At 37.5% G+C, this 13,820-nt stretch carries 13 protein-coding genes; 5 read left to right on the forward strand and 8 right to left on the reverse strand.

The annotated features are described in order from the left end of the window. Positions 1-45 precede the first annotated feature (45 nt). On the reverse strand, positions 46-573 hold the full coding sequence (gene rimM / locus HDC90_RS10520; protein WP_184466279.1) for a ribosome maturation factor RimM: 528 nt from the start codon (positions 571-573) through the stop codon (positions 46-48). A gap of 155 nt (positions 574-728) precedes the next feature. Continuing rightward, positions 729-1,289 carry a 30S ribosomal protein S16 gene (locus tag HDC90_RS10525; protein WP_184466092.1) on the reverse strand — a complete coding sequence of 187 codons (561 nt, stop codon included), beginning with the start codon at positions 1,287-1,289 and terminating at the stop codon, positions 729-731. Positions 1,290-1,433: 144 nt separating this feature from the next. On the opposite strand from HDC90_RS10525, the gene HDC90_RS10530 reads away from it, so the two are divergent. Then, entirely contained in the window at positions 1,434-1,955 is a 522-nt protein-coding gene (locus tag HDC90_RS10530; RefSeq protein ID WP_255497587.1) for a 5'(3')-deoxyribonucleotidase, read from the forward strand. Positions 1,956-2,062: 107 nt separating this feature from the next. Here HDC90_RS10530 and HDC90_RS10535 read toward each other — a convergent pair whose 3' ends face one another. After that, positions 2,063-5,140, reverse strand: coding sequence for a VIT domain-containing protein (locus HDC90_RS10535; protein ID WP_184466094.1), 3,078 nt, complete (start codon positions 5,138-5,140; stop codon positions 2,063-2,065). A gap of 173 nt (positions 5,141-5,313) precedes the next feature. On the opposite strand from HDC90_RS10535, the gene HDC90_RS10540 reads away from it, so the two are divergent. Further along, the gene (locus HDC90_RS10540; protein WP_025141635.1) at positions 5,314-5,637 is read left to right on the forward strand and encodes a heavy metal-binding domain-containing protein; all 324 of its coding nucleotides are present in this window, start codon (positions 5,314-5,316) and stop codon (positions 5,635-5,637) included. Positions 5,638-5,721: 84 nt separating this feature from the next. Here the strand turns inward: HDC90_RS10540 and pfkA are convergent, their stop codons facing one another. The 4 genes from pfkA to HDC90_RS10560 form a co-directional block, all read right to left on the reverse strand. Further along, entirely contained in the window at positions 5,722-6,705 is a 984-nt protein-coding gene (pfkA, locus tag HDC90_RS10545; protein WP_184466096.1) for a 6-phosphofructokinase, read from the reverse strand. Continuing rightward, positions 6,698-8,392 (reverse strand): protein-disulfide reductase DsbD, encoded by a 1,695-nt coding sequence (locus tag HDC90_RS10550; protein WP_184466098.1) that lies wholly within the window; start codon positions 8,390-8,392, stop codon positions 6,698-6,700. Before HDC90_RS10550 ends, pfkA begins: the two co-directional genes overlap by 8 nt. A gap of 148 nt (positions 8,393-8,540) precedes the next feature. After that, positions 8,541-8,990 carry a protein-disulfide reductase DsbD domain-containing protein gene (locus HDC90_RS10555; RefSeq protein WP_184466100.1) on the reverse strand — a complete coding sequence of 150 codons (450 nt, stop codon included), beginning with the start codon at positions 8,988-8,990 and terminating at the stop codon, positions 8,541-8,543. A gap of 7 nt (positions 8,991-8,997) precedes the next feature. Further along, positions 8,998-9,774 carry a biotin--[acetyl-CoA-carboxylase] ligase gene (locus HDC90_RS10560; protein WP_184466101.1) on the reverse strand — a complete coding sequence of 259 codons (777 nt, stop codon included), beginning with the start codon at positions 9,772-9,774 and terminating at the stop codon, positions 8,998-9,000. Positions 9,775-9,818: 44 nt separating this feature from the next. Here HDC90_RS10560 and rsfS point away from each other — a divergent pair, with 44 nt between their 5' ends. The 3 genes from rsfS (at position 9,819) to HDC90_RS10575 (ending at position 12,949) form a co-directional block, all read left to right on the forward strand. Continuing rightward, entirely contained in the window at positions 9,819-10,193 is a 375-nt protein-coding gene (rsfS, locus tag HDC90_RS10565; RefSeq protein ID WP_184466103.1) for a ribosome silencing factor, read from the forward strand. Between the two features lie 28 nt (positions 10,194-10,221). Continuing rightward, complete coding sequence (ftsH, locus tag HDC90_RS10570) at positions 10,222-12,240, forward strand: ATP-dependent zinc metalloprotease FtsH (protein WP_184466105.1); 2,019 nt, start codon at positions 10,222-10,224, stop codon at positions 12,238-12,240. 64 nt (positions 12,241-12,304) lie between these two features. Further along, positions 12,305-12,949, forward strand: a complete 645-nt coding sequence (locus HDC90_RS10575) for an LUD domain-containing protein (RefSeq protein WP_184466107.1) — start codon at positions 12,305-12,307, stop codon at positions 12,947-12,949. A 14-nt stretch (positions 12,950-12,963) separates the two neighbouring features. Here the strand turns inward: HDC90_RS10575 and HDC90_RS10580 are convergent, their stop codons facing one another. After that, positions 12,964-13,689 carry a hypothetical protein gene (locus tag HDC90_RS10580; protein WP_184466109.1) on the reverse strand — a complete coding sequence of 242 codons (726 nt, stop codon included), beginning with the start codon at positions 13,687-13,689 and terminating at the stop codon, positions 12,964-12,966. Between the last annotated feature and the right edge of the window lie 131 nt (positions 13,690-13,820).

Raw genomic sequence — 13,820 nt, forward strand, 5'->3', positions numbered from 1 at the left:
TTTACAAAAACAACCTGGATTAGACTAAAAATCAAGAAAATATTTTTAGCTTTCGAGATAAACATCCAGCAAACCTTCGGGTAAATCGAGGGTTAATGTTTTTTCATCCTCATCGTATTCTACAATAAAATCTTCGTTTAGCGGGAACAGGATTTCGGTTTCTTTATGCATCACGGTAGCCACAAATTGTTGCGGATATTCGTTTACTTCCAAAATTTCGCCTAATTCGCCCAAAGTTTCATCTATTGCTAAATAACCTTTAAAATCGGTATAGAAAAATTCTCCTTCTTCGCGTTCGGGCATTTGCGATAGGGGCAGGTATAATTTCTTTTTTAATAACGGTTGCACTTTATCGATGTGATCAGCATCATCAAAATTAAAGTAGCCCGTTTTATTGGCCTGTAGTTTTGCCGAGGCCACAAAATACGGAACAAGTTTACCATTCATATCGGCAAATACCACATCATATTCGAGTTGCTCGTATTCATCAAATTCGAAAAATACCTGAACTTCTCCCTTTAAACCCCTCGTTTTGGTAACGTAACCTATATAAAATGCTTCTTCGTGTTTCATAATCATCCCTAAATGTGCCTTTAAAAGTGTCATCCTGAATTTATTTCAGGATCTATGATAAGAAAGATGCTGAAATAAATTCAGCATGACGAACTGTAAATAAAAATAGCGTTCCGAAATTCGAAACGCTATTTTATGAGACCAAATAATTAAAATTATTCTGCTCCTTCTTCTTTAGTAGCTTCTGCTGCAGGAGCCTCTTCAGTTGCTTCAGCTTCAACAGCCGGTGCTTCTTCAGTAGCCTCTTCTTCAACAACTGGTGCATTTTTAGCTGCGATAGCTGCTGCTTTATCTTCTTTTTTCTTAGCTTCTGCTGCTAATGCTGCTTTACGCGCATCTGCTTTAGAAGTAGCTAAACTTTCTGATTTACCAGAAATTTTACCTGCTTTAGCATCTAACCAAGCTGCAAATTTTTCATCTGCTTGTTCTTGAGTTAAAGCTCCTTTTTTAACACCACCTTCTAAGTGTTTTTTGTATAAAACACCTTTGTAAGAAAGGATAGCGCGAGCAGTATCAGTTGGTTCTGCACCACTGTTAACCCAAGCTAAAGTTTTTTCGAAGTTAATTTCGATGGTAGCAGGATTGGTGTTTGGGTTATAAGAACCTAAACGCTCAATAAATTTACCATCACGTGGAGCGCGAGAATCTGCTACCACAACGTGGAAAAAAGGTTTTCCTTTTTTACCAAATCTTTGCAATCTGATTTTAGTTGCCATTTCTTTTTGTATTTATGTATTCAACATAGTTCCCGGAGCTTCATGCTGCGGGGCTGCAAAGATAACTAAAATACTGTAAATTAAAAACATAGTTTAATTTCTTTGTTTTCAGGATATTTACGCCAAAATATTTGCGGATACAAAATGGAGAGAATTGCGATTGATATGGACGAGGTGATTGCCGATGCCCTTGGAAAATTTATTAAACTATATAATCGAGACTTTAACATTCCTTTAGATTTAAAAATTGATGCCGGAAACGAAATCTACCACCATGTTCCACAAGCTGTTAACCAGAAGTGGTTCGAATATATAAATGAACCCGGTTTTTTTCGAGATCTCGAAGTTATTGCAGATAGCCAACGGGTAATTAAAGCTTTACAGGAAAAATATGATGTTTACATTGTTTCGGCAGCGATGGAGTTCCGTAACTCATTGGTTGATAAGTACGATTGGATGGCCGAACATTTTCCTTTCATCGATTGGCAACATATCATGTTCTGCGGAAATAAAATTGTGAATGTTGATATTATAATAGACGACCGCATTAAAAACTTTGTGAATTTTGCTGGCAGGCCACTATTATTTACCTCTCCTCATAATTTACTGATAACTGAATACGAGCGCGTTAATAACTGGGAGGAAGTAGCGGGATTATTGCTTTAAAGAACATAATAGAGATACCGTCATTCCCCTGCAGACGAGAATCTTAAAGCCATTGCATTAGGATTCCCAATCAAGTTGGGAATGACGATATTTCGCGCTATCACATCCTAAAAATTAAATTCTCCAACAAAATTTCCACCACCACTTCCGGCAGCCAATGGCAGTACAATTACTTTTCTTTGTTGTTTATGTGTTGCATATCGGGTATATATCTCAGCGGTAACAGTTGTTGGTCCACTAATATTAATCTGCCTATCACCATAATAATTCACTTCGATTTTATATTTTCCTTTAATAGCTTTTTTGATCATAAACTGTTCGGGGCCATAACCTGAAGTAAAATCGTTGCTAATCCTCCCGCCTATTTTTGTCCGTGAGTTTCCATAAAATCCTTTTTCGCCTGTCGGATCGGTTAACCACAGGTCTATATCAGTATCATTTTTATTCCAGTTTAGCACTACGCGCACGTCTACAGGCAATGGTTGAATTAGTCTTTTATCAATTCCCTTGGTACTTAAGTTATGGCCATGTTTTGCAATCAGGTTATTGATTTCGGATATCACAATCTCCTCAATTCCCTCGTCACGATCGGCAATCTGCGCATTATAACTTTGGGTGAGCACCTTATATAGATTATCTAATGCATTTTGATATTGCCCATTATCGGCCAAAGCTAAGGCATAATCGCGGTAACTTTGAGCATCCATTGGTCGCCATTGCAAAATCTTCTGAGTAATAAAAATTTCATCTTTATAATTACCGGTCTGTTTTAATTTATAAGCTAAAGTTTTATATAAATCGGCATTTTCGAGATCCAGATCGGCAATATTACTTAAAATAGTTAATGCTCTAACGCTATCTTTCTGCTGATAAAACCAATTGGCTACATCAAAATAAAACATTGGCGTACTCATGTAGCCAGAACGCATTTTTAAATAAGCCTGATAAGCACTATCTGTTTTTCCAACCAGATTTTTCATATAATCCTTATCACTTTTAAATTCAGGGATCACGATAGCTGGTTGTTGTGGTACTGCAGACGGCATTTTCATGGCATCTACATTTGCTACCTGAACACCCGCAACCCTTCCTTCAAGAGCGCTTGAAGCATTACCCCTAATGGTCTCGACCGATCCCGTTACAGAAGCCTTCCGCTGTGAAGCATAACCTACAACCACCACTTCATTTAATTGATTCGTTTCTTTATCCCTGCTTGCAGCCCCAGTAGCTGGAGTCAGCGTTGCCGCTTGTGGCATAGGTGGAACGACCATTTCAGCCACTTTCTCAACTTCTCTTCTCCGGCTCTCCCTGGCTGATTCAGCCATTACAATATTAGCACCAGGGTCTCCATGTACATCCCTTTGTCCCGGATCAGGGTATCTCTCTTTCGTCTTTCCTTGTTCTTTATAGTAAAAATCTGTATTCCACCAGGTTTTTAAATCTTTGGTCATAACTACTGCCGCATTGATCAAATCTTGCTTACGTTCTAAAATAGCGGCTCTTCGTTGCTTTAAACCCGCATTATAGGCCTGTTGCAATTCAATAGGAGGTACAATATCATAACGCAAATAATCATCAAGGTTTTCTAATACAATGAGGCTGGTATTGCGGGTAACAATGCCAAACTGTTTGCTCAGAACGCTAATATCATCTTTATTATCTTCATATTGAATATCCATTTCGGCAATTTTCTTCTGTGCCCAAACACGGCTAACATTAATACTGCTTAAAGTATGTTCAGTAGCATTTAACCGTACAACTTGTTCTGAAATAACCGTATTTCCAAAACCAAACTGTAAGGTAAATTGGGTATTAAACTCATTCATAATACCGGCCAAAGAGAAGTGTCCGTTTACATTCACCCTCATTGAAGGATAAGTCTGCCTTACATCTGCTCCGTTTTTAATCCCTAAAAACTGAAGATTTTGCTGGTTCAATTGTTTAAATGCTTCGGCAACTGAAGTGGAATTGAGGTTTACAAATTGCCCCCCAGTTTTCATACTGATAACTTTCAGCGTACTATAATCTGCCTTAAGGGCCGAATTGATACAATGAACTGGTTTATTTAAGCCTACCGTATTTTTCCCGAATGTAGATAACCCATCAGTAAACAAAATATATTCATCGGCCTGCAGGCTTTTAGTATTTATGGCACTGAAGTTTGTCCCTCCATCATATACAAGATTCTTCAGTTTATCTTTTAATTGAGTCCAATTACCATTCGAGATGACAAAAGTTCCTGCGTTTTTAAACCCATTATTAACTAAACCCAACTGTACGGTTAAATTTTGTTTTTGTTTAATAATCAAATCTAGCAGCTCCATTTCTTTCTCAGTATTGCGCTGAAGACCACTTAAAGAAACATCCCATATTAAACCTATTTGATTACTCCACTGTTTTCTGCGGCTTTCTGTTTTAGGGAAAACATTCACCAGAAAATAATACCCTGTTGATGCTTTTTGCATTTGCACCTCAGTCAGATCATTTCGTTTTGGCAGATTAATAGTCAGGCCGTTTTTAGGCAGGTAATTAGTTTTATTAATCTCTCCAACATAGGTATTCCCATTGGCCTTTAAATCAAAACTGCCATCGGGTTGTTCGCCAAGCTCTGGCTTGATAACGCTCTCGAAAACAGTAGTTTTTAGCGTAAAGTTTTCAATTGCCTGGTTGTAATCGAGTGGTAAATGGTATTTTAAAGCATGGTTATTATTAAATCCCAGTTCTTCTTCATAACCAACAATTATGGTTCTGCTACCATTGGCCGGCAACGGATAAATTCTGGTGCGGAAATTATTTCCTTCTACTTTCTCCAGCAAACCTGGATCAATTCTTCTCCGCTCTATACTTTCGAAAACCTCGATTGCTTTGGTTTTTTCTACCGGAACGGCTTCGCGCATTTTCCCATTAATATCTAAAGCATAACGGCTTATGCTAACGCCTTCTGGCATTGGAAATGTGAGTTCACCTTCTAAAATACGATTACTGCTATTGTGAAAAGTCATCGTCATCACTGTTGTGGCCACATTTCCTGTAATCTGCACATCAATATTTAACTTTTTAAGTTTAACAACATCTTTTTGATCAGTGCTTACCGCCTGTTGTACTTTTAGCACGGGCATTTGCGCATGAACAAAAAATACAATCAGTAATAAGGAGAAAAGGAGTAAGGTTTTAGATGGTTTCATAATCGTAATTTTAAATATTGATGCAAAAGCATAACCGATTACATAAATTTATTCGGGCAAAATGTATTTTACTTGATTTAACATGGGCCATTGGTTAGCATAAAAGCGAACTGGCTTTGGTAAAAAATGTAACATTTCGAAAAAAATTTGTTCTAATTATTAAAACTGAAGCTATGTTAGTAACCACAACGCCCACGGTTGAGGGCAGAAAAATTGTAAAATATATTGGTCTTGTTACCGGAGAAACGATTATTGGAGCAAATATTTTTAAAGATTTATTTGCCGGAATAACAGATATAGTAGGGGGTAGATCCAGTTCTTACGAACGCGTTTTAAGAGAGGGAAAAGATACTGCGGTTAATGAAATGCAGCAATATGCGGCCGCGCTTGGCGCAAATGCTATTGTTGGTGTTGATTTAGATTACGAAACCGTAGGCAGCGGAGGAAGCATGCTTATGGTAAGTGCAAATGGCACAGCTGTTATTTTAGAAGATTAAGAAATTTGCTTATAGCGAAACTAAGCAAAAACAAGAAAGTCTTTCCGGTGCGGGAAAGACTTTTCTTTTATATGCTATATTCGTTTAAAACGAAAGAATGTCGATTAGCTTTAACCATTTAGAGCTTACCTTCTCGGCATTGATGTGCTTTATCGCATGATCAAAAGGGGTAAAAATGATTTCCCGGTTAATCTGCCCAACCATTACGCCGCTTTCGCCATTAATTAATCCCTCTACCGCAGCTACACCTAAGCGGCTGGCCAGTACACGGTCCATACAGGTGGGTTTTCCCCCGCGTTGAATATGGCCCAAAACCGAAACCTTAGTGTCGTAATGCGGATATTTTTCCTGCAAAATTTCGCCAACCTTAAATGCGCCCCCTGTATCATCGCCTTCAGCAACAATAATAATTTTCGATGCTTTATCTTTACGGCTATGCTCTAACTTATGCAAGATATCGTCTGCATTCATATTTGCTTCGGGGATCATGATGGCTTCGGCGCCAACGCCAATTCCACTTCTTAAAGCAATTAACCCAGAGTCGCGGCCCATTACCTCTACAATAAAAAGCCTGTCGTGTGATTCAGCCGTATCTCTGATTTTATCTACGGCATCGATAACCGTATTAATGGCAGAGTCATACCCAATAGTAAAATCAGTACCCGCTAAATCGTTATCAATGGTACCTGGTAAGCCCACAATCGGAAAATCGAACTCTTTAGAAAAAATATTGGCACCGGTAAATGTGCCATCACCACCAATTACAACCAGGGCATCAATTCCATTGGCTTTTAGGTTTTCGTAAGCTGTTTTTCTACCCGCTACGGTTTTGAATGCTTCGCTGCGGGCCGTTTTTAAGATAGTACCTCCACGCTGGATGATATTCGCTACAGATTTGCGGTCCATAGGGATAAAATCATTGTGGATTAAGCCTTCATACCCACGGAGAAATCCGGTTACTTCAATGTCATAATAAATAGAGCCCCTAACTACAGCTCTGATTGCAGCGTTCATGCCTGGCGAATCGCCGCCAGAGGTTAAAACACCAATGTTCTTAATCTTATTCATTTGTTTGTTTCTTAGCAAATTCTGATAATCCATTATCCAGATATTGCAAATATTTATCTATATCAAATTCTACTCCAATAGGAGGCGAAACTAATTCTTTTTCATCAGTACCCAAAAGTACATAATATGGTTGCGAAATGGTATTAAATCTTTCGGCCTGCAAATGTTTGAACTTTTTACCAACAGTGTTCACTTTTGTGCCTAAAATTTTAGAGTCAAATTGTTCTGCGGCAGGTAAACTTGTTTTATCGTCTGTATAAAGCGATACCACAATATAATCTTCTTTCAATTTTTTAAGTACTCTTGGGTCAGACCAAACCCTGGCTTCCATTTCTCTGCAATTTACACATCCATGCCCAGTGAAATCTAAAAACAATGGTTTTTTTACCTCTTTAGCATAAGCGAGTGCTTCCTGATAATCGAAAAACCCATCAATATTATGGGGAATATGCAAGAAATCAGCATATTTACGTTTAGCGTGACTAGTTGTCGCAGTTTGGTTTGATCCACCACCACTATCCTGTCCGATTATAAAATCCTGGGTAGAAAGCGGAGGTACCAGTGCACTTACTGCTTTTAAAGGGGCTCCCCATAAGCCCGGGATGAGATAAATGGCAAATACAAAAGTAGCTGTTGCAATAAATAACCTAGGTACCGATACATAAGGAAGGTCGCTATCATGAGAGAACTTAATTTTTCCCAATAAATAAACGCCCAAAATTAAGGCAAGTACAATCCATATAGCTAAGAATATCTCACGGTCCAGTATTCCCCAGTGATAAGCAAGATCAGCTGTTGAAAGGAACTTTAATGATAACCCTAATTCTAGGAAACCAAGGAAAACCTTAATGGAGTTTAACCATCCGCCAGATTTTGGCAAACCTGTCATTAAACTAGGGAAAATAGCAAACATCGTGAAAATTACGGCTAACGATAAGGAGAAGCCGAACATTACCACCACTGGTGTTAGCAAATCGGTATTAATAGCAACCAATGAGGTTCCAATCAACGGTCCGGTACATGAGAAGGAAACAACAGCTAAAGTTGCAGCCATAAAAAATATTCCGCTTAAGCCTTTAGCATCTGATTTAGCATCAAGTTTATTTACAAATGAACTCGGCAACGTAATTTCGAAAGCACCCAAAAAAGATACGCCGAAAACAATTAATATAAGGAAGATGAAAATATTAAAAAATCCATCGGTCGATATTTCATTTAATGCACTAGCACCCCAAATTAAGGTAATAATTACACCTAGGCCCACGTAAATAACAATGATCGATAAACCATAAATAACCGCACTCCTGATTCCTTTAGCCCTGCTTTCTGCTCTTTTAGTAAAAAAGCCAACGGTAAGCGGAACCATTGGGAAAATACAGGGAAGGAAAAAAGCGGCAATACCTGCCAGAAGGCCTAAACCAAAGGTTACCCAAAGCGATTGCTTTGGAGCATCTTTGCCAGCTACCTTAGCTTTTTCTGCTTTAACTGTATCCTTTTTAAGGGTATCTTTTTCCGTTTTTACCTGCTTATTCGCAGCACTATCCTGTGCCGAACCTACTTCGGTAAAGACAATATCATCGGGAGGAGCGGTTGCCGTGGTATCTTGTGTTACAATGGCGTAACTTTTAACGGCCGGCAATGCAATAAACATTGTAGCCATTAACAACAATAATAAAACCTTTTTCATTTGTGCGTTTTGTGTGTGTATTTTGAAACCGTGAAATTAAGAATAATTTTAGAAACGATTTTTTTTTAACCACTACACCACGTAGATTTTACTTTAAAAAGAAACAGTCCCGAAAATTCGGGACTGTTTGTAAATATTTTGCTGTCAACTATTTAACCGGAATGCTAAACTCAACTTCTTCTGGTGGAAGACACTGTTTATCATTACAAACCATAAACTCTACTACACCTTTAACTGCCGTAGTTGCTTTGTTTAGTTTAATTTTTTGCTGAAAAATGACCACTTTTTCGAAATAACTTACATTCATTTTAAAAGTGCTTTCATATTTAACAATTGCTTTTGGCTCAATTGTTTTGCCTACCATGCTGAAATCTTTAGAAGGCGCGAAAGTAAAAGTAGTTTTTACCGGTCCTCCGTCTTTTACATTCTGAGAATAAATATGCCATCTGTCATCAATTGTAGCTTTTAAATAGACAATAGCTTCCGTTTTACTTACTTTCTTTGCAGAGTAGGCCCAAGTAACAGGCTTTTCAATTTGAGCAAATGCACCAGCGATGGTAAAAAGTACCATCGAAAGCACCAGGGTGATTTTTTTCATTATGTGTTTATTTTGTGTGTGTAAATTCTATTTCTTTAAAGTTAAAGACTTTTAAACCGTTTTTTGTATCAACGCTTAGTCTACCGTTATCTTCAACTCCTTTAATGATTCCTTCAAAAAACGCTCCATTTTGTACATATAACGCTGGAATGTTAAAGTTGTAAAGCCTTGAAAGGTAATCATTTTGTAAAATGCTATATTTTCCGGCCCTCAAAATTAAGTAGTATTTTTCCATAAATATGAACAATTTCTCCATAATATCCATTAAAGGCACATCTCTTTGTAAAATTTGAATGACGGAAGTAGCACGTTGGCTAATGTTATCTGAAAATTCTGATTGATTTATATTTAAACCAATGCCAATTACTGATGATTTAATAAAACTGCCTGTCAGTGTATTTTCGATTAATACCCCCCCTAATTTCTTATGATGGTAATACATATCATTAGGCCATTTTACTTTTATCCCCTCTGGTACAAAACAGGATAAAGCATCACTAACAGCCAAACTAACGGCAATATTTAAATAAAACTGTTTATCTAGCGGCAAAAAAGACGGCTTTAAATAAATACTTGTACTAATGTTTTTCCCTGCCTCGGTTTGCCAAACGCTTTCTTGCTGTCCTCTTCCGGCAAACTGATTATCTGCCATAATTACAGTCCCTTCGGCTAATGGCTCGGATTTTGACACCAAATTTTTTAAAAAGTTATTAGTAGAATCAACTTCTTTTAATTTGATTAAATTTTGACCAACAAATAATGTCGAAAAAGTGTTATTTTGCAAGTGTTGAATTTATAATATTGTAATTCCAAAATTAAAGCATTTTAATGGTAAAAAAGAAAATAGTAGCCCTTTCTACATACCTTTCGGAGTTAGCCGTTCACGGCATACAGGAGAAAAAAGGAGAAGATATAGTGCGGTTAGATCTCAGGAATATTCATACTTCAGTGGCTGATTACTTTATTATTGCGAGCGCCAACTCTGGTACTCAGGTAAAAGCTATTGCCGATAGTGTAGAAAAAGAAATATATAAAGCTACTCAGGCCGATCCAAGACATAAGGAAGGTTACGAATCAGCGGATTGGATCATTCTTGATTATTTCGATGTGGTTGTGCACATTTTTAAAACCGAAAAGCGCCACTTTTATGGCATAGAAGAACTTTGGGGGGATGCAGAAAGCACAAATTATCAAAGCGCATAACCTAATAGAACCATTTTGACAAAGACAAATGAACGACAATCAAAATACCAACGAAAAACAGGGTAAAAGAATTCCAAACATCCCTAAAAAACCACAAAAAGGATCAAAATTTAATATTTTCTGGGTGTATGCGGCCATTATTATAGCCATTATTGCTGCACAGTTTTTATTTACTACTGATGGCGGTAAAGAAGTAACCTACCAAACATTTGAACAACAGATGTTGCTGAAAGGTGACGTACAGAAGGTGGTTGCCTATAAATCAGACGATTTAGTTCGTGTAGAGGTTTATATTAAAAAAGATAGTTTAGATAAAAAGAAATTGTATGATGCATACAAGAGCAAAAGTACTTTTAATGTAAACAACGCAGGAAGCCCTGTTGTATATTTCAACGCTGGAACGATGGATGGGCTTGATAAACAACTTGCCGATTCGCAAAAGGATCTTCCTACTAACCAACCAAGGGTACTGGCAGAGAAAACCAGTCGCAGCAACCCGTTGGCTAGCTGGTTCTTAAGCATTATTTTACCTGTATTGCTCTTAATCGGTTTCTGGATTTTTATGATGCGCAGAATGGGCGGAGGTGCTGGCGGCGGCGGTCAGATCTTCAGTATCGGAAAATCAAAAGCAACTTTGTTTGATAAAGAAAGCCAGGTAAACATTACTTTCAACGATGTTGCCGGTTTAGAAGAAGCAAAAACAGAGGTAATGGAAATTGTAGATTTCCTTAAAAACCCTAAAAAATATACCGATCTGGGTGGAAAAATCCCTAAAGGCGCTTTACTTGTAGGTTCGCCTGGTACCGGTAAAACCTTATTGGCTAAAGCTGTTGCAGGCGAGGCCCAGGTTCCTTTCTTCTCTCTGTCAGGATCTGATTTTGTAGAGATGTTTGTTGGGGTGGGTGCATCTCGTGTACGCGACTTATTTAAACAAGCAAAAGATAAATCGCCTTGTATTATCTTTATTGATGAAATCGATGCTATTGGCCGTGCCCGTGGTAAAAACGGTGTAATGGGTGGAAATGATGAACGCGAAAACACCTTAAACCAGCTTTTGGTTGAAATGGATGGTTTTGGCACCAATACTCATGTTATTATCTTAGCCGCTACGAACCGTGCCGATGTTTTAGATAAGGCATTATTAAGAGCAGGTAGATTCGACAGACAGATTTATGTTGATTTACCAGATGTTATAGAGCGTAAACAAATTTTCGAAGTCCATATCACGCCGCTTAAAAAATCAGAAGAGCTTGATACCGAATTTTTAGCAAAACAAACCCCAGGATTCTCTGGAGCGGATATTGCAAATGTTTGTAACGAAGCGGCATTAATTGCAGCCCGTAAAAATAAATCGGCAGTTGATAAGCAAGATTTCTTAGACGCTGTAGATAGAATCGTAGGTGGATTGGAAAAGAAAAACAAAATCATTACACCAAGCGAAAAACGTGCTATTGCGATTCACGAGGCTGGTCACGCCACGGTAAGCTGGTTATTAGAACATGCGGCGCCTTTAGTTAAGGTTACTATTGTTCCGCGCGGCCAGAGTTTAGGTGCCGCCTGGTATCTGCCAGAAGAACGCTTAATTGTTCGTCCTCATCAAATGCTCGATGAAATGTGTGCAACTATGGGTGGTAGGGCAGCTGAAAAAGTGATGTTCGATACCATTTCTACCGGTGCACTTAGCGATTTAGAAAAGGTGAATAAACAAGCTAGAGCAATGGTTACTATTTATGGCTTGAACGATAAATTAGGAAACATTACTTATTACGACTCATCTGGTCAGAACGAGTATAATTTCTCTAAACCATATTCAGAAGATACTGCTTTAACGATTGATAAAGAAATTTCGGCTTTAATTGAAGGCCAATACCAAAGGGCAATTACTTTATTAGAAGAAAATAAAGATAAATTGATCCAATTGGCAGATATCTTGATTGAAAAAGAAGTTTTATTTAAAGACGATTTAGAAGTAATTTTTGGTAAACGATTATTCGAAAACCAAGGAGAAAGCGGCACTCCCGGACATATTACTCCGGTAGAAGCATAAATAAATAATTTCTATTATTACATTTGCTACCCTAGTTTAATTATTAGGGTAGCTTTTTTTTATAATGAAGGATAATACGACAGCGAAAGAACAAATACTAAAAAAGATAAGGAAAGCACTATTAGAGAAGCGCGAAAACCCTTATCCTAATTTAGAAGAGGGTCAACTGTATAAAAAAAATACAGATGAGCTAGAGGTATTATTTGCCGAACAGCTTACGGCTATATCCGGGAACTTTATCTTCTGCGAAGACGGGATCGATTTTTTTGAAAATATGCTGCAGCTGGCCGACAAATTTAAATGGCGGAAAATATATTGCTGGGAACCAGAACTTCAGCAGTTTTTAAGCAAATACGAATTTCCTTTTTACCAAACCGATAAAGATTTTGAACAGGCAGAAGTAGGTATTACGCTTTGCGAAGCCCTAATTGCCCGTAATGGAAGCGTAATGGTAACTAATCAAGGTGCTGCAGGAAGAAGGCTCAGCATCTTCCCACATCATCACATTGTAATTGCAAAAACAAGCCAACTGGTTCTGGATCTTAAAGATGCCTTTCATTTGTTGAAAAACAAGTATGGCAACCAGATCCCATCCATGATCAGCAATATTACCGGACCGAGCAGAACCGCCGATATTGAAAAAACATTAGTTTTAGGTGCACATGGGCCAAAAGAACTTTTTGTGTTTTTGATTGATGATTTTAGTTAATTGTAACGTGTCAATCATTTAAGTGCGTATGCACCTAAAATTGGACAACCATTTGCCGTTTTACAATGAAATTGACTTAATCTCTCCAAAGGTTCAATGCCTGTTTGGGTCCCATTAAAAAATTCATCATAATAACCATTACTGCTATATACAGCATGCGGGGCATTGTATAAAACAAGATTTGAATATTTTTTAATATTGCTAATGCTCAGATCATTAACAATAACCTTTTGCAAACCCAATATTTTATGTATTTCAGAGGCATTTTGTCCCTTGTTAAGTTTATCCACTCCTCGGTAAAAATAATTTGCATCATATCCCATTTCCAATTGTTTGGCCCTGCACATTACAGCAAAACAAAATGCAGCATAATCACTAATTTTTTTTGAAATAGCATCAGTTTGCGTTTTAATAAAAAAATGTTTTTTTGCGAAATTCAACCTATCAAAAGAAAGCACAATAATTTTATCATCTCTTCTTTTAATGTAAACCATTTTTGCTGTCGAGTCGGTTTTTACTTCTTTAAAAACACCATTAATTCCAAAAGTTCCAATTGATGCCTTTATGAGCGCCACCGAGGCGCAGTTACCTCCACCACCAAACCTGCTCAATATACCGGCAAAATGAACACGGTCTTGTTTAAATGCTTTATAAAGTTCTTGTGTGGTTACTTTTGTTATCTGGGCATTTGCCATCTGTATTATAAACAGGAGCAAAAAAGTAGTGAAGAAATTTTTCATTTTAAGTCGTTTAGTTTGATATAAAAGTAATTGATAGCAAAAGAGGTTTATATACCCTATACTCGGTATATTTAGTGTTTATTTTATATCTTATATTTATGAAATATTGATTGGTAGTTAAAGCAGCCACT

This window comes from Pedobacter sp. AK013, from assembly GCF_014205835.1.
Taxonomy (GTDB): domain Bacteria; phylum Bacteroidota; class Bacteroidia; order Sphingobacteriales; family Sphingobacteriaceae; genus Pedobacter.

What these genes read in the sequence shown, in the direction of transcription:
- rimM (WP_184466279.1), bottom strand. Translation starts at nt 573, where the DNA reads ATGAAACACGAAGAAGCATTTTATATAGGTTACGTTACCAAAACGAGG.
- HDC90_RS10525 (WP_184466092.1), bottom strand. Translation starts at nt 1,289, where the DNA reads ATGGCAACTAAAATCAGATTGCAAAGATTTGGTAAAAAAGGAAAACCT.
- HDC90_RS10530 (WP_255497587.1), top strand. Translation starts at nt 1,434, where the DNA reads ATGGAGAGAATTGCGATTGATATGGACGAGGTGATTGCCGATGCCCTT.
- HDC90_RS10535 (WP_184466094.1), bottom strand. Translation starts at nt 5,140, where the DNA reads ATGAAACCATCTAAAACCTTACTCCTTTTCTCCTTATTACTGATTGTA.
- HDC90_RS10540 (WP_025141635.1), top strand. Translation starts at nt 5,314, where the DNA reads ATGTTAGTAACCACAACGCCCACGGTTGAGGGCAGAAAAATTGTAAAA.
- pfkA (WP_184466096.1), bottom strand. Translation starts at nt 6,705, where the DNA reads ATGAATAAGATTAAGAACATTGGTGTTTTAACCTCTGGCGGCGATTCG.
- HDC90_RS10550 (WP_184466098.1), bottom strand. Translation starts at nt 8,392, where the DNA reads ATGAAAAAGGTTTTATTATTGTTGTTAATGGCTACAATGTTTATTGCA.
- HDC90_RS10555 (WP_184466100.1), bottom strand. Translation starts at nt 8,990, where the DNA reads ATGAAAAAAATCACCCTGGTGCTTTCGATGGTACTTTTTACCATCGCT.
- rsfS (WP_184466103.1), top strand. Translation starts at nt 9,819, where the DNA reads ATGGTAAAAAAGAAAATAGTAGCCCTTTCTACATACCTTTCGGAGTTA.
- ftsH (WP_184466105.1), top strand. Translation starts at nt 10,222, where the DNA reads ATGAACGACAATCAAAATACCAACGAAAAACAGGGTAAAAGAATTCCA.
- HDC90_RS10575 (WP_184466107.1), top strand. Translation starts at nt 12,305, where the DNA reads ATGAAGGATAATACGACAGCGAAAGAACAAATACTAAAAAAGATAAGG.
- HDC90_RS10580 (WP_184466109.1), bottom strand. Translation starts at nt 13,689, where the DNA reads ATGAAAAATTTCTTCACTACTTTTTTGCTCCTGTTTATAATACAGATG.